The organism is Enterococcus sp. (genome assembly GCF_032555305.1).
Lineage (GTDB): Bacteria > Bacillota > Bacilli > Lactobacillales > Enterococcaceae > Enterococcus_A.
Genome location: NZ_JAWGOQ010000052.1, coordinates 1 through 17,102, shown reverse-complemented (window position 1 = coordinate 17,102; position 17,102 = coordinate 1). Strand labels below are relative to the sequence as shown.

At 42.4% G+C, this 17,102-nt stretch carries 20 protein-coding genes; 6 read left to right on the top strand and 14 right to left on the bottom strand.

The window, feature by feature from the left end:
- The 3 genes from E6139_RS22390 to E6139_RS22380 form a co-directional block, all read right to left on the bottom strand.
- Nucleotides 1–193: cation transporter (locus tag E6139_RS22390; protein ID WP_316405765.1), on the bottom strand; the 193-nt coding region annotated here is incomplete at its 3' end.
- Between the two features lie 182 nt (nt 194–375).
- Nucleotides 376–1,122, bottom strand: coding sequence for a TIGR03915 family putative DNA repair protein (locus E6139_RS22385; RefSeq protein WP_316405764.1), 747 nt, complete (start codon nt 1,120–1,122; stop codon nt 376–378).
- A gap of 5 nt (nt 1,123–1,127) precedes the next feature.
- Nucleotides 1,128–2,423: a putative DNA modification/repair radical SAM protein gene (locus E6139_RS22380; protein WP_316405763.1), complete on the bottom strand. Its 1,296-nt coding sequence runs from the start codon at nt 2,421–2,423 to the stop codon at nt 1,128–1,130.
- Between the two features lie 149 nt (nt 2,424–2,572).
- Between E6139_RS22380 and E6139_RS22375 the strand changes: the two genes are divergently transcribed.
- Nucleotides 2,573–2,785 (top strand): zinc ribbon domain-containing protein, encoded by a 213-nt coding sequence (locus E6139_RS22375; protein WP_316405762.1) that lies wholly within the window; start codon nt 2,573–2,575, stop codon nt 2,783–2,785.
- A 40-nt stretch (nt 2,786–2,825) separates the two neighbouring features.
- Here E6139_RS22375 and E6139_RS22370 read toward each other — a convergent pair whose 3' ends face one another.
- The 3 genes from E6139_RS22370 to E6139_RS22360 all read right to left on the bottom strand — a co-directional run bounded on the left by E6139_RS22370 (nt 2,826) and on the right by E6139_RS22360 (nt 6,142).
- A complete protein-coding gene (locus E6139_RS22370; protein WP_316405761.1) occupies nt 2,826–4,130 on the bottom strand; it encodes a C39 family peptidase in 1,305 nt (434 codons plus the stop codon).
- A gap of 202 nt (nt 4,131–4,332) precedes the next feature.
- Nucleotides 4,333–5,640 (bottom strand): glycosyltransferase family 2 protein, encoded by a 1,308-nt coding sequence (locus tag E6139_RS22365; protein ID WP_410470562.1) that lies wholly within the window; start codon nt 5,638–5,640, stop codon nt 4,333–4,335.
- Complete coding sequence (locus tag E6139_RS22360) at nt 5,630–6,142, bottom strand: hypothetical protein (RefSeq protein ID WP_316405760.1); 513 nt, start codon at nt 6,140–6,142, stop codon at nt 5,630–5,632. Before E6139_RS22360 ends, E6139_RS22365 begins: the two co-directional genes overlap by 11 nt.
- 191 nt (nt 6,143–6,333) lie before the next feature.
- Here E6139_RS22360 and E6139_RS22355 point away from each other — a divergent pair, with 191 nt between their 5' ends.
- From E6139_RS22355 to E6139_RS22340, 4 genes are all read left to right on the top strand, one after another.
- A complete protein-coding gene (locus tag E6139_RS22355) occupies nt 6,334–6,798 on the top strand; it encodes a helix-turn-helix domain-containing protein (protein ID WP_316405759.1) in 465 nt (154 codons plus the stop codon).
- Nucleotides 6,795–7,544 (top strand): ABC transporter ATP-binding protein, encoded by a 750-nt coding sequence (locus E6139_RS22350; RefSeq protein WP_316405758.1) that lies wholly within the window; start codon nt 6,795–6,797, stop codon nt 7,542–7,544. Before E6139_RS22355 ends, E6139_RS22350 begins: the two co-directional genes overlap by 4 nt.
- Nucleotides 7,534–8,178 carry an ABC-2 transporter permease gene (locus E6139_RS22345; RefSeq protein ID WP_316405757.1) on the top strand — a complete coding sequence of 215 codons (645 nt, stop codon included), beginning with the start codon at nt 7,534–7,536 and terminating at the stop codon, nt 8,176–8,178. Before E6139_RS22350 ends, E6139_RS22345 begins: the two co-directional genes overlap by 11 nt.
- Before the next feature lie 310 nt (nt 8,179–8,488).
- The gene (locus E6139_RS22340) at nt 8,489–9,436 is read left to right on the top strand and encodes a serine hydrolase (protein ID WP_316405756.1); all 948 of its coding nucleotides are present in this window, start codon (nt 8,489–8,491) and stop codon (nt 9,434–9,436) included.
- Between the two features lie 124 nt (nt 9,437–9,560).
- Here the strand turns inward: E6139_RS22340 and E6139_RS22335 are convergent, their stop codons facing one another.
- Together E6139_RS22335 and E6139_RS22330 are read right to left on the bottom strand one after the other, a co-directional pair.
- Entirely contained in the window at nt 9,561–9,875 is a 315-nt protein-coding gene (locus tag E6139_RS22335; protein WP_316405755.1) for a hypothetical protein, read from the bottom strand.
- A 163-nt stretch (nt 9,876–10,038) separates the two neighbouring features.
- On the bottom strand, nt 10,039–10,878 hold the full coding sequence (locus E6139_RS22330) for an aldo/keto reductase (protein WP_316405767.1): 840 nt from the start codon (nt 10,876–10,878) through the stop codon (nt 10,039–10,041).
- Between the two features lie 191 nt (nt 10,879–11,069).
- Between E6139_RS22330 and E6139_RS22325 the strand changes: the two genes are divergently transcribed.
- The gene (locus E6139_RS22325; protein WP_316405754.1) at nt 11,070–11,348 is read left to right on the top strand and encodes a hypothetical protein; all 279 of its coding nucleotides are present in this window, start codon (nt 11,070–11,072) and stop codon (nt 11,346–11,348) included.
- A gap of 32 nt (nt 11,349–11,380) precedes the next feature.
- Here E6139_RS22325 and E6139_RS22320 read toward each other — a convergent pair whose 3' ends face one another.
- The 6 genes from E6139_RS22320 to E6139_RS22295 form a co-directional block, all read right to left on the bottom strand.
- Entirely contained in the window at nt 11,381–11,764 is a 384-nt protein-coding gene (locus tag E6139_RS22320; protein ID WP_316405753.1) for an MmcQ/YjbR family DNA-binding protein, read from the bottom strand.
- Between the two features lie 97 nt (nt 11,765–11,861).
- Nucleotides 11,862–12,596, bottom strand: coding sequence for an ABC transporter permease (locus tag E6139_RS22315; RefSeq protein ID WP_316405766.1), 735 nt, complete (start codon nt 12,594–12,596; stop codon nt 11,862–11,864).
- The gene (locus E6139_RS22310) at nt 12,580–13,500 is read right to left on the bottom strand and encodes an ABC transporter ATP-binding protein (RefSeq protein WP_316405752.1); all 921 of its coding nucleotides are present in this window, start codon (nt 13,498–13,500) and stop codon (nt 12,580–12,582) included. Before E6139_RS22310 ends, E6139_RS22315 begins: the two co-directional genes overlap by 17 nt.
- Nucleotides 13,501–13,578: 78 nt before the next feature.
- On the bottom strand, nt 13,579–14,484 hold the full coding sequence (locus tag E6139_RS22305) for a HAMP domain-containing sensor histidine kinase (protein WP_316405751.1): 906 nt from the start codon (nt 14,482–14,484) through the stop codon (nt 13,579–13,581).
- A gap of 2 nt (nt 14,485–14,486) precedes the next feature.
- Nucleotides 14,487–15,188, bottom strand: coding sequence for a response regulator transcription factor (locus tag E6139_RS22300; protein WP_316405750.1), 702 nt, complete (start codon nt 15,186–15,188; stop codon nt 14,487–14,489).
- Nucleotides 15,189–15,965: 777 nt separating this feature from the next.
- The gene (locus E6139_RS22295) at nt 15,966–17,078 is read right to left on the bottom strand and encodes a glycosyltransferase family 1 protein (RefSeq protein WP_316405749.1); all 1,113 of its coding nucleotides are present in this window, start codon (nt 17,076–17,078) and stop codon (nt 15,966–15,968) included.
- Between the last annotated feature and the right edge of the window lie 24 nt (nt 17,079–17,102).

Below are 17,102 nucleotides of genomic sequence, written 5' to 3'. Positions count from 1 at the left end.
CGCGAGCCGCTCGGCGATCGCCAAATAATAACAAGATTTGATTGCTGCAATCCACCACACTGTGGATACTTTCATTCATCATGGCGGCACTGCCGCTAAGCATGTAACCGATAAACTTACTGACAGCTACTAGCACATTCGCTAGCAATGCCGCCAAGACCGCCATCGAGCTCTGCGTTTTTCTTTCTTCCATGTGATTCACTCGCTTCCTAATGGTTCCTATTATAAAGCAGAAAAGAAAAATCATAAAAGCAAAGCTCTTCTGGAGATCAATCCTCAATGACTATGTGGAAAACCGTTCTAGACATCTGAATCAATTTAAAAAAAGTTTTCCACTGTTGATAACTATTTTTCTAAGAATAGACCAGACCCTATCTAGGCTTTGAATTCCGTCATATTGCCGCGAAAACGTAGCGGCAGATGGTTTCGTTGCGCAACGTAGTTCGCCCGCTCATCGATGGTCACTGCCCGCAAGAAGGTTTTCCACTGTTGACGAATGTCCTGTTCATTACTTGCCTCGGCAAAGTCGGGACAGCTGGTATTTTCCATCAGATGAATCGCTCCATGATCTATAATTCCTAATAACTCATGGGTCTCATCATAGATCATGATTTTCTCCTGTGGATAACGCTCTGCAAAGTGCGGGCATAGATACGGCATCACATAATGCTTCGGATTGATTTTACTAAATAATACATCGCCAACATATTCAAACCGGACAAAGCCCGTTAGCAAATGATTCTCTCCTAGCATGGTTCGAATACTTTTCCGCAGTGCCAAGATCGAAGGATGTCCCAAATGATTCTCCAGTAAATCCTTAGTCTGCAACGCGATCTCGATGGCATCCAGCAAATATCGTTCTTTGCCTTCAAGAGTTGAGTAAAAGCCATTTTGAATAAACAGAAAATTTTCCGGCCTCAACCGTTGGCGCAAGCGATGATAAATTTTTTCTCCCCGCATGGGATCAGTTGCCACCCACTCTGCTAAAAATAAACTTTCTACTGCTGTTTCTGGGGATAAAATCAGGGTGGGAAGTACCTTTTCACGAAAACTGCGATCAACAATCGTCATGAAGCCGAGAAAACTGCCATCATATTCCCAATGCTCTGCTGATTCCCGCATTTGCCTCACCTACTTTTCGCATGTTCGAAACGTTCCACATCAAATAAGGACAGCTGTTCACTCGTTGATTGGGTATTGTGCTTTTTCAACACCTGATATTGTTTTGAAGAGATCAATGATGTAATCACCCATTCGGGGTCCTTGATCAGCCCTGCTGGTGTTTCATGATTGCAGGCAATAAAATACTGAGCCCGCTTGATTACGATGCCTAGTTTTTTTAAATCCGTTAAATGCAACCGATAATACTTGCGCGCTTTGACGATATTCTGCGCGCTTTTTGGACCAATCCCAGGTACTCGCAGCAATTGATCATAGGGCGCAGTCTGCACATCGACGGGGAAGCGTTGATAATTTTGAACTGCCCAATTGGCTTTGGGATCGAGATAAAGATTAAAATTTGGTTTGTCCTCCGACAAGATTTCATCAGCAGTAAATTTGTAAAAGCGCAGCAGCCAATCCGCCTGATACAAGCGATGCTCCCGCAATAGCGGCGGTTCAGTCGTCACCGCTGGCAGCAGATTATCCTGATTGACGGGGATATAGGCTGAATAGTACACCCGCTTCAACTGATACTTCTGATATAGATTCTCCGAAATCTTGACGATCGAACGATCACTCTCAGGACTGGCTCCGATAATCATCTGGGTTGACTGCCCAGCTGGCACGAAACTTGGTCCGCGCCGAACTGCTGGTAAAAATTCCTGTTCTTTTTTTACCGTCGTGATTTGCTTCATGGGTTTGTATAAGTCAAACGGATCTTTATCCGGAGCCAGTAATTTCAGACTTTCGCGGGAAGGCAGCTCGACATTGACACTCATTCGATCCGCCAGAAATCCCAATTCCTCGATCAATTTCTCGTCCGCACCGGGAATCGCCTTGACGTGGATATAGCCGCGAAAGCCTTTTTCCTCGCGCAAAATTTTCAAGGTCTTGATCAAGAGCTCGCACGTGTAGTCCGCACTTTTAATAATGGCTGAGCTCAAGAATAGACCTTCGATATAATTACGCATATAGAAATCCATGGTTAAATTTGCCACTTCCTGCGGCGTGAAAGTCGCGCGGGGAATCGCATTTGATTTGCGATTAAGGCAGTAGTGACAATCAAAGATACATGCATTGGTAAATAATAGCTTTAACAAGGACACGCACCGTCCATCTGGTGTGAAAGAATGGCAGATTCCTGAAACCGCCGTACTACCGACTGTTCCCGATCGTGTATTATTTTCAACACCGCTGCTGGAGCAAGAGACATCATACTTCGCAGATTCTGCTAAAATTTCTATTTTTCTTTCCAGCTCCATCGAAACCATCCTTTCTATACGAACGTATGTTCTTATTTAACCAGAATAATTGGAGCTTGTCAAAAATTTTCTTGATAGATACTCCTAAAGACGGATGAAGCCGGCGATAGATTTGCTATAATTTAATACATAAAAGGAGTGTGAAAGAGATGGAAAGGAAGCAATATGTTTGTGATAAGTGCGGGTGTCAGCACTATACCTCTGACCAGTTCCAAGCAACTGGCGGAAACTTTTCGAAGATTTTTGATGTGCAAAATAAAAAATTTGTTACAATCAGTTGTAAACAATGTGGGTTTACGGAGCTTTACCGTAGCGAAACATCAGATGGTTGGAATATCTTAGACTTCCTGATGGGAGGCTAATAAAAAAAAGCGGCAGCCGCCGCTTTTTTTTTGCTTATTTTTATCGAACAACCACTGCATATTTTCTGGCGTTGTAAATATTTTCAAATGTCGTGCGACTTAACCAATATGAGCCGCTGATAGGATCAGAAACATGAACCTGATTTCCGGCCTTATTGAAGCCATCTAAGGTAACCGCATGGTTATTGTTGGCAGCCACGCCAAAGCTCCAGTTCCCCCAGCGAATCGGTTGGAAATTGATGGTCACCCAAGCAACGACTGGGTTGCCGTTTTTGACTTCGTTGATTAGCGTATTCATTGAACTACCGGAAATATTCTGGACATTTCCATACTTTTGTCCCCATGAAGTCAAAGGTGCTGGGTAAATCGCTGAGTAAGTATAAGCATTTTCAACGAAGGGTGAACCGACGAAGCCATTGTTTGGGTCGCCATTCGGTGATTTTGGAATTGTATTTAAGAATGAGCGCAGACTCCAGCCACCTAGTTTGCCTTTGTATTGCAGCGCTTGAAGCAATGATGCCCCTTCACAGCCGCTTGGCGCGCCAAGTGCATATTGATTATAGTTTTTTACGCCCAATAATCGATAATCTTCATGACTCTGTTCACCGCTGCCTACTGCGTACCAGGCAATCCCTTCATCGCGCCACCCAACCTTTTTCAGGTGATCACGTTCAGAGGTAATTGGTGTGTAATGATGTGAACCTGCTTTGGCATTTGGGTTATATAGACGATACAACGGTGTTCCTGAGTTTGGTGAATACCAAGAGATCCCTTCATCCCGCCAGCCAACTTTTTTCAAATGGTCGCGTTCACCCGCATTTAACGTATAGTGATGATCACCGGCATTCGGGTTATATAAACGATAAACTGGATTACCGCTGGTAGGTGCTTGCCAACCGATCCCCTCATACCGCCATCCGACCGAACGCAAATGATCCCGTTCACTGGTCGTTTTAGTATAAAAATGCTCGCCGCTATTCGGGTTATATAGGCGATACATCGGAACAGATGCGACAGCCGCACGAAAAGCACGGGCATTTCCTTGCATCACTTCTTCCTTCGGTGCTTGAGTCGCATTTGCTTCTGCCTGGCCTTCTTTGACTGGGGGCTCTAATTCGACTACTTCTCCATTCACTATTGCCGTTTGTGGTTGAGCAGAAGTTTCTGTATTTTGAATTGTGGATGATTGCTGTATTTCGGGAGCTACCGAACTCGATACAGTGGTGCTCTCAGCAGTTTCCTTATCTGAACTGTCTGTAAGTTGGACAGTGCTTTGAGTTACATCAACTGCTTGACTGACAACAGGCAAAGTAAATCCGGAAAGTGTTACCAAACATACCAACATGATCCTGTTCCTCTTATTCATTTCAACATTCCTTTCGATATTATTTATAATAATAAATTAATAGTTTTTATCGTCACAGTCGTTATATTATACTTCTCTAATTTACTTATGTCTTTTAATCAGCTTATAAAAATAATAAAAAAGCCCGCTAAAAATTCGCTGAGACCCACGAACTCTTAACGAGCGTTTCTATTTTTCTTTATTACTGCTTACTGATCGATACCCGTGTTGGACTGACCCAAGTCCCTGTACCGAAACCTAGAATCGTCTTGATCGCTGGCACAAATGTTGTGGCGATCGTCAATGCGTTCATCATCCAATAAATCAGCATATAAAACGGTGCAAAGATCAGATACTTGAATTTGCGTCCGCTGTCGTCAATGATCAAAGCCGCAGCAACCTGCAGGAAGCCAGCCAGCATCTCAAAGTTCACGAAGATGAAGGATAGTTCAAACATATGGAAAAGCCGTTGGTAATCTCCCAATACCAGTGCATGTAAAATCATGGTTGTAAAAATTGCCAAAAACAGCCAATAGTACAAGCTCCATAAAATACTAAAGGTTTGATCCACGAACAATAGAAACTGTTCAAAGTATTTGATCGGATGCAAAGGAACCTTCTTCATATTAGTCAGCCAAACCTCCGTGCCGCCTTTAGCCCAACGTTTCCGTTGACGATACAGCATTTTCAATGTATTTGGCACCCCCATAAAGAACATGATTTCCGGTGCAAAGGTCGGAATCCAGCCGTTTAATTGTTGATCCCATGCGATACTAATATCCTCTGTTGCACGGTCTTGACGAAACAAGCCCACATCAATCAGAGCGTCTTTGCGGTACATTGTATTCGCTCCGCTGTAAGCGTACATCGTGCCTAGTGTGCCTAATTGGCCCCGTTTAATCACACCAACGATGCTGGAAAATTCAACAGTTTGAGCCTTCTCGATGATTTTCGAACGATTCTGTACATCCATGTTGCCGGTCACTGCCGCAATATTTTGATCGGACTCCGTCATAAAATAGTTCATATATTTCCAAATCGCATCCGCCTCTGGAATCGTATCCGCGTCATTGCTCAAAATATATTCACCTTTTGCAAACCCGACACCGATATTAAAGGCATGCGCTTTGCCTTTATTTTTTTCAATTCGTAAAACCCGCAGACGAGGATAATTGGCTTGCAGACGCGCCAATATTTCTGGTGTTTGATCTGTCGAGCCATCATCCGTAACTAACACTTCGTAATTATGATAGTTCATTTCATTGAGCAAATATTCCAGCGTGTCCTCGATGACGACTTCTTCATTATGAGCAGGCACCATGATCGTCACGAAGGGTTCTTCAGCCACAGGGATTTTTTCGAAGGTCTTTTTTTTGTTTTTGAATAGGAAGCGATAGAAAATGACTTCGATCACCCAAATAAAGGCGCCGAGGACTGGGTAGCTGACTAAAATAAACAACAGAACATTCAATACTGCATTTAAAGCTGAGGAACCTGTATCAATCATCATGCTGTTCTGCCTCCTTATAAAGGTCGCGAATAGTGTCATCCTCTAAATTTTTTTCCTCCGGCACAGAATAATAGCGCGTTTCATGACGCTCCTCCTCTGAACCAAAACGCTTGTCATAAAAACCATTTAAAGCTGCTTTTCTGACTTGCAATCCTTCATCATCGTATAGCTTCTCTACTTTTTCATGATGTTTGATGCGGTAATTATTATGGAGTGTCAGGAAGAAAATACCTACTGCAATAATTCCCAACGAAACAAGAAACTGAAACCCTGTGTGATAGTAGGCCGCTTCACTGGTACGGTCGCTCCAAACATGATAAAACTGCGAATCATTCTTTAAAAGTGTCGATGAAACCGTCCAATAGATCGGGATAAACACGGCAATCCAGCCGACAATCGTCAATAGACCAATATAAAACTTATTCCACCAATGTCCCTTTTCAAAAAAGTAATCACTAACAAAACGCTTCTCCGCCTCATGACGATTTCCTTGATCCTTCATGCGAATATCCCTTCCTGAAACTCTTTTCCATCATTATGCCTCTGTTTTCTGAAAACACAACATTTTCGCTTTCATAAATTAAAGGACCTTAATTTTTGCGAACGGAACCAAAGCTAACCATTTTTGTCACCGATAGTTGGTTCTATTTTCCATTTAAGTAAGCTAAAGTGTAATTAAGGAGGATGAAAAGTATGAATAATCAGAATAGTCCGATCGCAACGAACCTGCGATCATTAAGAAATAGAAATAATTGGTCTTTGGAATACGTGGCTGAACGTTTGGAAGTGTCACGTCAAGCTGTTGCAAAATGGGAGAATGGGGATTCTTTGCCAGATGTTATGAAATGCGATGCTTTAGCCAATCTCTATGACGTTACGTTGACCGACTTGATTCGCCACAATGAAGAAGTCGAAGGTATCCCGATTGGGCCTGCTGGCAAACATATCTTTGGAATTGTACCAGTAGGGGCTCGCGGACAGATCGTCCTGCCAAAAAAAGCCCGAGATCTTTTCAAGATCGAAACAGGAGATACCATGGTGGTGCTCGGTGATACGAACCCCTCAGCCCCCGGCATCGCCTTGATCGACAGCGAAACCTTTATGCGAATGACTGGAAATATGATGGAAAACATTTTTGAACAAAAGGAGGAATCATGATGAATCTGCTGGAAGTAACCGAGCTTACAAAAAACTATCCGACCTTCTCATTGGAAAATGTCAGCTTTCACGTTCCGGAAGGTCAGATCATCGGCCTGATCGGTGTTAATGGCGCTGGTAAAACGACAATTTTGAAAGCCTTGCTGAACTTGATTCCCGTTGATCATGGATCAGTCATGATGTTCGAAAAGATTTTTCTGGAAAATGAACTTGACTGCAAACAAAAAACTGGGGTCGTTTTAGGCGGCATCGATTTCTATAAAGAGAAGAAGATCAAAGATATTACCAAAGTCACTAAACGCTTTTACCATGATTGGGATGAGGGTGCCTATCAAAAATACTTGAAGCTCTTCTCCCTAGAACCAAATAAAAAAATCAAAGAGCTATCTGCTGGGATGAAGGTTAAGTATTTGATTGCCTTAGCCCTTTCCCATCAAGCCAAATTATTTATTTTTGATGAACCGACGAGTGGACTTGATCCAGTATCACGGGAGGAGCTGATCGAGATTTTCCAACAAATCGTTAAAAATGGCGATAAAAGCATTCTCTTCTCTACTCACATTACCTCAGATTTAGAAAAATGCGCGGACGCGATCATTTATATCAAGGAAGGCGAATTAGTCAAAGCAGCACCGAAAAAAGAGTTCATCGATTATTTCCAAAAGCTGAAGCAACCAGATGAAACATCAGCACTAAGTTTAGAAGATATTATGGTACGAATGGAGGGCAAACATTATGATTTCTAATTTACTATATAAAGAGATTCGTCTAGCTGCACACCCTAACTTGATCGTCTTTACCCTGATGGGACCGCTACTATTAATTCCAGGATATCCTTATACGATGGTCTTTATCTTTAGTTTGATCGGAAACTTTGTTAATCTGCTGTACACTCGGGAAAATAACGACACCTATTACTCTACCTTGCTGCCCCTGAAACGATCAGAGGTTGTGTTAGGTAAGTGGCTCGTTTTACTAGTGTCGCAAATGGTGACGATCCTGATCTCGATTCCCTTTGCTTTTTTACGGCTGCGCCTGTTCTCATTGCCAAATCCCGTCGGAATCGAAGCAAATGTCGCCTTTTATGGTTTTGGCTTGATGATTTTTGCCTGTTTCAATTTCATCTTTCTTACTTCTTATTTTAAAACGGTTTACAAGGTTGGAGGTTCTTTTCTCAAAGGTCTGATCCCTGCGACTTTAGTAGCAATGATTGTAGAAGTAGCTGTCCATTTTCCAGCTCTGACTTGGCTGGATTCAGTCACGTTCGCAGGCCAAATGAAACAGCTTCCGATCTTGATTGTGGGCATTCTGATCTATATCGTTGCGATGTGGGCGACCTATAGAATCTCGGCTCGCAAATTTAGTCAAGTGAATCTGTAGACGCTCGAGTTTCGAAGAGTGCTAAAAGGATAGCAATCCTTAAAAGCATCGCTCTTTTTAAAAGTAATGACGAATAATTAAAAGAAGTTGGCTCCGAAAAATCAGTGAATGATTTTGATGAGGCAACTTTTTTTGTATTTACTTTTCTCCAGCCTTCATGCTATCTTGAAGCAAATCATGAAAATAACTGTTGGAATCCAGCGCATATTCTGCTCCTATAGTAATAAATGTGAAGGCTCTGATCGTAGGATGTTTTTGTTCTGACTTGAATGACAAGTAACTATACAATAATTAATAGGAGGGTGTTCCGATGACACACTTGGTAGAAGCATTTTTGAAAGAGGCTGAGGAAAAAAAGCTTTATGTTTTAGCTGCTCAAATTCGAAAAGAGGGACAGGTTATTGATGAATGGACTAGATTTCCAGGTAAGCCTAGATTTGAAGCGTACTCCATTTCAAAGACTTTTGCTGCTGTCGGGGCAGGGATTGCTATAAAGGAAGGCATGATTACGTTGGATGATCGAATCGCCGATAATTTTCCAGAAGAAAGCTACGATGTCATAAATGAGAACGCTTTAAAAATCACGGTCAGAGATTTATTGACCATGACGACGGGCATCAGTAAAAGGATGCTTCGCAGACAAGGTTATGAACGAAATCACGAGCAAGACTGGGTGCGCTACTTCTTTAAACATGCGCCATTTGATGATGAGCCCGGAACAACCTTCCTATACAACAATGCAAATGCCTATATATTGGGCTGTCTGATCGAAAAGAAAGCTGGGCAGAATTTACGAGAGTATTTACGGTATCGCCTTTTTGAACCTTTAGATATCCATAATGTAGAATGGACCAGCTGTCCCATGGGGCATACGATCGCTGCCAATGCACTGCAATTAAGTGTTGATGAGGTCGGAAATTTGGGGCAGCTATTAGTGAATAAAGGTGTGTATAAAGGAAAAAGAATTGTGACCGAAGCATTTATTGACGATATGTTCACTCCCCATTTTGAGAGCGGAGAATTAATTCCTAGCGATCCCCAAGCAAATGCAGGCTACGGCTATCAGGTCTGGATTGACGGGATCCATGATCTGAGCTATATGTGGGGGATCTTTGGTCAATACTGTATTATGATTCCTGAAAAAAATGTGGTAATCACTGTACTATCATTGGAGCCAACAGATGAGATGGGACATGCGCTTTATCCTCTGTCCCCCTTGCGTCAGACGATATGGAAAAAACTGGTCGCGAAAGTATGACTTTGTTTTTTTACTGAATCATCTGGGAAAAGCACAAAGAAAGACCTCGGATACCAAAACTTATGACGATTTTGGCATCTAAGGTCTTTTTTAATTTGAAGTTGGATTTCGATCACGACTTCGTTTACTTTTCGAAATAAGCTGTCCAAGAAAGCCCTTCGCCGTTGGCTTTTGCCCCGACAAACTCCTTCTGAGTCGTTTTTCTAACTAGTTTTCCCTCGCCAGTCAGATCATCCATCAATTCTTTGTGACGCGGATAGACCACCATTTCCAGCTCATTCAAATCACGATTGGTAAAGAAATCTTCGCTGCGTTCGACTTGTTCCGGCTGCGAAAAGTCTGGTGTCACAGCCTTCTCTTCTACCTCACCCTTTTGGTTGAACCAAAAAAATAGAAACGCCGCCGCCAGTACACCAACCAGTGCCACTACTTTTTTCATTGCGTCCTCCTTGTAGTATCCTATTCCTTTTCAGTATGCCACAGTTGAAAACGTTTTTGAACGAAAAACTTAATTGTTTATAAAAGAAAGTTTAATTAAACAGAGAATTATTGGTGAAATAGTTACTTCTTGATTAATGGTAAGTTCGGGCTGGGAATTGGTTCTATTCAAACTCCTCGTATTCATTAGGATCTTGGCCTTCGATTCGACCATCAGCTTTTTCCAGCAGGTTGATTCGTTCGACTTCTGTTTGGGTCAATTCGAAATCAAAAATCGCCAAGTTTTCTCGTTGGTGCTTCAAATTCCGGGATTTAGGGATCGGGATGATCCCGCGCTGCACATGCCAGCGTAAAATGATTTGCGCCGGATTTTTACCATATTTTTCAGCCAACTCAGTAATGGTGGACTCCTTTAGTGCATCGCTGCCCCGACCTAACGGACTCCACGCTTCTGTTACGATCCCGCGTTCTTCATCAGCCGCCACCATTCGCTCTTGAACCCAATAAGGATGGATCTCGATTTGGTTGACTGCTGGTGTTACACCCGTTTCATCAATGATTTTGTCTAAGTGTTCAGGCTCAAAGTTCGATACGCCAATCGAACGGATCAAGCCTAATTTTTGCGCTGTTATCATCGCTTTCCAGGCTTCCACGTATAGGCCGCGTTTTGGTAAAGGCCAATGAATCAAGTACAAATCAAAATAATCTAAGCCCATGCGGAACAACGATTCTTGGATCATCATCAGGGCATCCTCATAATGGTGATATTTGCCGGGTAACTTCGTCGTCACAAAAAATTCCGAGCGCGGAATCCCCGAACGGCGAATCGCTTCTCCGACAATTCCTTCACTGTCATAGTTGGTGGAGGTGTCTAGCAGACGGTAGCCGTCTTGGATTGCCGTCAATACTTGATCAAGCCCTTCTCCACCGCGAATCTGGTAAGTACCTAGTCCAACGGCTGGTATCTGATGGCCGTCATTCATCGTAATCAATGGTGCTTTCATCACTAATTTCCTCCCTTAATTAAATACTGCCTAAGTCACCTAAGCGACTCTCCATTTCTACCTTAACATCAAAATCTGGGAACTGTTAAATCCTCTGCTCAGCCTGCCAAAATTAATTTCAAAAATAAGCGGAAAAAAAATGACGAAAGAGGTATACTACAGGTTGAACACGTTAGAAGGAGAAGATTACGATGGATTCGATTATTTGTATAGTTCTGGGCATGGTGTTTGCCAATGGGGTTCCTCATTTTGTTAAAGGAATTACCGCTGAAAGATGGGATGTTCCATGGAAAAAACCAGCCTCTGCCTCCACAAATGTGTTATGGGGAGTTGCGAATTGGCTGATTGTTGTGATCATCTACGCGCTCTTTAAACCAGATGTCAATAGTTTCGATGCCGCTTGCTTCTTAATTGGTATGGGTATTACCGGTTATTACCTTGCGTTGCATTGGTCGGAGAAAAAAAAATGAAAATGGCGCTGCTTGATGAGCAGCGCCATTTTTTAGGCTTCAATTTCGGCTTTTTGTTTCTTCGTCAGCTTTTGATATACCAATTGATAGGATACTCCGATCAGTTGCTCGATAGCCTCATCATTCAATTCTTCACTGGCTAACTTGATTGAGTTCCAATGATTTTTGTTCGTGTAATACCCTGGAATCACCGTTCCAGAATAGATTTCACGCAGTTCTTCGTTCTTTTCCGGCAAGTTTTTCAGCGTAATGATCGCATCCTCGCTAGCCTGATCACTCATCATTCCAAACATTTTGCCTTGTAGTTCAAAGTAGAGTACTTCCCAATCTTCGCGAAAATAAACTTTCGCACCCTTTAACGTTTCACCGAACGCTTTAAACGTTTCGATGCGCTGCTGCATCACTGAATTTTCCATTGTTCCTCCTTTAAACGCAGAATAAAATAATTCTTTCCCATTTTTTCTACAAGTATATCGTTTTCAGGAGTGAGATGTATACACTTGAAGCTTTATTTTACAAATCCTGTTTTTTTAGCAATAAATAAGCCGTGACAAGACCAATTATTCCAGTCAAAAATATGATTCCTAACGTCAATACATCATCGGCCAACGGCAATTCAACTATACTTTGAACAACCACTGCCGACCAAGGAATGACACGCGCGAATTCTAGCGGCATAAGTGTCGCAAACAATTCAATTCCAGTAAAAGCCAAGGCCACCATAATTGTTGGATAGAATAATTTTCGTTGCAGGACACTCACTGTTAGCAATGGGATTGCGGCAATAAATCCTAACAGTCGATACTTAAGCAGCGTAAACACTAAAACCTTGGTACCTGCTATGCCAAAGGTAGTCGGATAAATTAACCAACCGCCAACCGTATAAATGGCTACAATACCGACCAATGTTCCCACATACCAAATCAACCAAATCGTAAGCTTTCCTAAAAGAAAACGAAGTCTGGAGGTTGGTGCTGTCAATACATTATTGATCGTACGATCTTCATATTCCCGCTGCATTAAAAATGTGACGATAAATCCACTCATGATCGGCAATATCGCGCCAGCCACTATATAGACAGTCGTCAACCAAAGTTGATAGGTTGGCAAAGGTTCCTCAACAATTACAGCATCTTTAAAAACCATAAATGCCGAGGCAAGAAAAGTCAGCAACGTACATACTGCAAAAATCCGATTACGTTTCAATTTCATCCACTCAGCAGAAATTACATTAAGCAATGCCAACACCTCCCGTAATTGTCCGGAAATGTTCTTCCAAATTGCTGGAGCCAATAAACAAGCTGGAGACTTCAATCCCATTCTTCCCAAACAAGTGATTGATCTCCTGCGGCTCAAACGTAAAATCAAAAAGCTTGATCGTATTACCTTCCTCCACCTGATAATTGGACATATGCAGATTTTCCTCCAATAAGCGGGTAGCTTGATGTACATCTGAAACGGTAATACTGATGTGACGTTGATTGTGCTGGGCTATCTGACTCATATCACATTCCTCCAGCAGCTCGCCATTATGCAAAATACCAATGATATCCGCAATTTGCTCGATCTCCGAAAGCTGATGGCTGGAGATCAGGATCGTTTTCCCATGAACCTCCGCCAATTCCTTCAACAGCTGGCGAATCTCAGCGATCCCAATTGGATCTAGTCCGTTCGTCGGTTCATCCAAGATTAATAACTCTGGATCATTCATCAGTGCGTTGGCGATCCCTAAACGCTGCTTCATCCCCAGTGAATAATTGGCAAAGCGTTTGTGGTCGACATGATTCAGATCAACTAGCTTCAATGCCTTGTCCACACTATTTCTTTGCGTCTGCCCTTTTAGTTTGGAGAATACCTTTAAATTATCTGGTCCTGATAAATAAGGATAAAAACTGGGTGTTTCGATAATATTCCCTATCCGTGAATAGACTTCAGGGTGCTCCTTCGGCGATTGACCAAATAATTGACATTCGCCAGAGCTAGCCGTTGCTAAACCTAGTAGTATTTTCATGATCGTTGTTTTTCCCGCGCCATTACGTCCCAGCAGACCATAGATTTTGCCTTTGGGAACAGTCATTGAAACATTCTTGACCACTGCTTGATCGTTGTATTGTTTCGACAAAGCCGCAGTTTTGATACTATATTTTTCCATAGCGACCATCCTTTCTATACTTCTAGCTTAACAACGTTACCTTGTCCTAACCTTGCCGAATCCTTGTTTTTCTCTGGTTTATTCTGGCAGTGTTAAGAGAAATTTTGTTCCTTCGCCTAATCGACTGCTGGCACTGATTTTTCCGTGATGGGCTGCAATTAATTCTTTGACGATCGCTAACCCTAAGCCATTCCCTTTTGAACCTCTTGCCTCGTCGCCCTTATAAAGACGATCAAAAATCCGCGGCAAACTCTGTTCCGAGATGCCTTTGCCGTTATCAGCGATTTCAAGCTGTAATTGCTGGTTCTTTTCCGATAACTTAATACTGATTTTATTCCCCTGACTGTGTTTCAAGCTGTTTTCCAGCAAGTTGTCGACGATCCGACGAAATGCCGCAATGTCGATGGTGTACTCAAGCTCTTTTTCCGGAATTTGAATGTCGTAGGTAAATTGCGGCTCCATTCGGGGAATCCACTCACTGATAATTTCCCGCAGCAGCTCGCAAATATCGACCGTTTCAAAATGATAGCGCCGTTCCCCAGATTCAAGCTTAACCCATTCAAAAAGCGTATCAATATACTTCTCCAACTCAAAGGCCTTGGCTTGAGAAGAGCGTAAATAGTAGGGCTTTTCTTCTTCTGAAACTAGCCCATCATTGACTGCCTCCAAATAACCAATTAAGGAGGCTAAAGGCGTTCGAACATCATGGGACAAACTGGTGATCAGCTTACGATATTCACTCTCTGAGACCTGTAGACCGCTCAGCTGCAGCTTGATTTCAGCAACGATCGTGTTCATGCGGAAACACAGCTCCGCGATGTCAGAGCTTTCGTCCACAACCATTTTTCGATCAAGATTTCCCTCGCTAATATCAGCCAAAACAGCCATCGCTTGATTGATCTGCTGCTTATTTTTTTGAAGTCGCGCAATCAAATATAGACATACGATAGCCAATAACGCACAAATAATACTCATAACCAGCATCCTTATCCCTCCTGATTAAAGCGATAACCGACCCCGCGAACCGTTTGAATGAAAAACGGCTTAGCAGCATCCGGCTCGATCTTCTTCCGCAGCTTGCTGATGAAGGACATGATGTTGTTATCATCAAAGGCATATTCCTCGCCCCAAACCTGCTGATAGATTTGCCGCTTGGTAAAAATCTGACCCTTATGAGCAGCCAGAAAATACAAAAGATCAAACTCTTTTCCCGTCAGTTCCAGCAACTCGCCATTCAATAAAACAGCTCGCGTCTGCACATCAAGTGATAGACTGTTTAACTTTAGTACCTCATCTGCACTCGCAGATCGATTAAACCTCGTGTAACGACGAACCAACGAGTCGATTCGTGCCATCAACTCCGCCATACTAAAAGGCTTGGTCAAATAGTCATCCGCCCCCAGTTGCAGCCCGCGAATCTTGTCCGCCTCTTCATTCTTAGCCGTCAGCATCAATACCGGCACCACACTCTGCTTGCGAATCTCCGTTAAAATACTCAATCCATCAATTTGCGGCAGCATGATATCCAAGACAATCAAATGATAATCATCCGCTAGCGCCTGCTTCAATCCACTAGCTCCCGTATGAGCGAACCGCGCCTCATAGCCGGCATTCTTCAAATAACGCTCAATAATCGAACAAAGCTCCTGATCATCATCAACGATCAATACTCTGATTTTCTCTTGCATTGGATTTCTCCTTTTTCAATTTAATGTATTCATTCTTTTCAGAAAAATAAGCCCGATGTTCAAGGCGTAAACCAGCCAACTAGTTCCCTAGTATTATTCACGAACTAGTTTTTTGGCCTAGCCTCGAGTACACTGCTGAAAGCTGGACTGGCATCCTCGTTAAATATAATTCTGTTACTGTTAATTTTAGCAAAGATCTTGTTGGTTTCGGATGAAAGTTGCGGAGTTTAGAAATAAATGAATGAAGGCGAAAGAAAAACACCTTCCAGTGAAGGAAAGTGCTTTGAGGTGGTTGAATGAGAAAGTGTGCTGCTTCTGGGTGTCTGTTTGACGATTTTGCACTCCACTATTTTTAGATTTAGACAAGATCGAAATCACCATCTTTACCAGAAACATAAAGATTTACATTCCACTATTTTAGATTCAGATCCCACCCTAAATTATACCTGTTACCACTAGGTTCTAGTAGTCCTTTTCTGTCGACCTCAGTTTTGTTTTGAGATTATTAAGCAAACATAACGGCTGTTTCAAGCAGAAACCTTTTTATCTCAATAATTTTTACATGCTGTCGTAACTACAGGAATTTTAGGATTTCAGTGGTCGACAGATTACACCAAATAGTTACACGTAAAAAAGCCAAACAACCATACACCAACCAATAGAAATGTATGGTCGTTCAGCTATTCAAGCGGTATCCCATATAGCTCTAAGGAACCATTTGCCCACAACAAATAAAGCTGCACAATAACAGTGATTTTGCTTAGCTCGATTACTTAATTACTTTCTCCGTCTACGCTTACGATCTTTCCCTTTCCCTTTTTTCGAATTATTTTTCCCTTTCTCCCCCTTTTTCTTCTTTTTCTGCGGTTCTTGTTTTTCCTCTACTACTTCTTGTTTCTCACTATTAGACTTTTTGTGATCGGATTGCGTAGGCGTTTTCTCAGCAACAGAATTCTCGACTGCGTTTGGTGTTTCTTTGACAGTGGGAGTCTCCTTCCCTTCAGTTGGTACAGTTTCTTGCGATGCAGCGACAGCGTTTTCAGATACAATTGTCCCTTCATTGCTCGCTTCTTTTTCTGACATGATAATCGCCGGTTCAGTCAAACGGGTATCAGCTAAGACGACTCCTTCCGGCAAAAGCATTTCCACTAATGCTAATCTTTCTTCTTCGCTTAATGAAGCGATCTCTGAGCTTAACTGCATGGCAGAATCATCCACAGCTCCTACCACTTCTTGACTGGTCAAAATCGGGCCAGACTCCTCTACGATCTCGCCTTTTTTGATCTTGATATAGCGCGTGCAGTTGTGGATCTCAGAGTTCTCCAGCTGAACAAAACGCCGGATTCCATCCTTTTCAAAAATAGTCAATGAAGACATTAATTCTAAAACAGCACTGATCTTCATGGCTGAGGCATTCGGATCAGCATCTCGCAAACTCCAGGTATGGATTTTCCCCACAGCATCCTCAAAGGTCGAAACAAGTTTATACTGTTGCCCATTCAATTCCTCAACCGGCGTTGTCTTGGCAAACAAATATTTCTTACACTCGCTAACCCGATTGTTATAACGGTGATATATCTTGGATTTCTTATAAAGCCGGTGAGTAACCTGTTCCCATTCCTTGCCGTTCTCAAAATAGTCACGAAACAATGGCGCCAGCTTCTGCAGCACCTCTGTCGGCTCGGCAAATAAAAGGATCTCTTTAACAAGACCCTGACAAAATAAAGAGAAATCAGAAATGCACAACGCATGTCGAATCAGCACAGCAGCCACATACTGAATAACAGTGTCCGTATCCTGTGAATCTGCGTAAATTTTTTCGATGTTCTTTTCTAACCGAGGTCGTTTAGTGACAAAAAGCTGAACTTGCGACAATGATTGTGATTTCATAAAGTTTCTCCTCCTAAGAATACG

Bases quoted from the DNA above. Each gene is read 5' to 3' on its own strand.
- E6139_RS22310 (WP_316405752.1), bottom strand. From the start codon at position 13,500: ATGGAAAAATATAGTATCAAAACTGCGGCTTTGTCGAAACAATACAAC.
- E6139_RS22365 (WP_410470562.1), bottom strand. From the start codon at position 5,640: ATGATGATTGATACAGGTTCCTCAGCTTTAAATGCAGTATTGAATGTT.
- E6139_RS22330 (WP_316405767.1), bottom strand. From the start codon at position 10,878: ATGAAAGCACCATTGATTACGATGAATGACGGCCATCAGATACCAGCC.
- E6139_RS22335 (WP_316405755.1), bottom strand. From the start codon at position 9,875: ATGAAAAAAGTAGTGGCACTGGTTGGTGTACTGGCGGCGGCGTTTCTA.
- E6139_RS22385 (WP_316405764.1), bottom strand. From the start codon at position 1,122: ATGCGGGAATCAGCAGAGCATTGGGAATATGATGGCAGTTTTCTCGGC.
- E6139_RS22305 (WP_316405751.1), bottom strand. From the start codon at position 14,484: ATGCTGGTTATGAGTATTATTTGTGCGTTATTGGCTATCGTATGTCTA.
- E6139_RS22325 (WP_316405754.1), top strand. From the start codon at position 11,070: ATGGATTCGATTATTTGTATAGTTCTGGGCATGGTGTTTGCCAATGGG.
- E6139_RS22355 (WP_316405759.1), top strand. From the start codon at position 6,334: ATGAATAATCAGAATAGTCCGATCGCAACGAACCTGCGATCATTAAGA.
- E6139_RS22375 (WP_316405762.1), top strand. From the start codon at position 2,573: ATGGAAAGGAAGCAATATGTTTGTGATAAGTGCGGGTGTCAGCACTAT.
- E6139_RS22300 (WP_316405750.1), bottom strand. From the start codon at position 15,188: ATGCAAGAGAAAATCAGAGTATTGATCGTTGATGATGATCAGGAGCTT.
- E6139_RS22295 (WP_316405749.1), bottom strand. From the start codon at position 17,078: ATGAAATCACAATCATTGTCGCAAGTTCAGCTTTTTGTCACTAAACGA.
- E6139_RS22345 (WP_316405757.1), top strand. From the start codon at position 7,534: ATGATTTCTAATTTACTATATAAAGAGATTCGTCTAGCTGCACACCCT.
- E6139_RS22380 (WP_316405763.1), bottom strand. From the start codon at position 2,423: ATGGAGCTGGAAAGAAAAATAGAAATTTTAGCAGAATCTGCGAAGTAT.
- E6139_RS22320 (WP_316405753.1), bottom strand. From the start codon at position 11,764: ATGGAAAATTCAGTGATGCAGCAGCGCATCGAAACGTTTAAAGCGTTC.
- E6139_RS22340 (WP_316405756.1), top strand. From the start codon at position 8,489: ATGACACACTTGGTAGAAGCATTTTTGAAAGAGGCTGAGGAAAAAAAG.
- E6139_RS22370 (WP_316405761.1), bottom strand. From the start codon at position 4,130: ATGTTGGTATGTTTGGTAACACTTTCCGGATTTACTTTGCCTGTTGTC.
- E6139_RS22360 (WP_316405760.1), bottom strand. From the start codon at position 6,142: ATGAAGGATCAAGGAAATCGTCATGAGGCGGAGAAGCGTTTTGTTAGT.
- E6139_RS22350 (WP_316405758.1), top strand. From the start codon at position 6,795: ATGATGAATCTGCTGGAAGTAACCGAGCTTACAAAAAACTATCCGACC.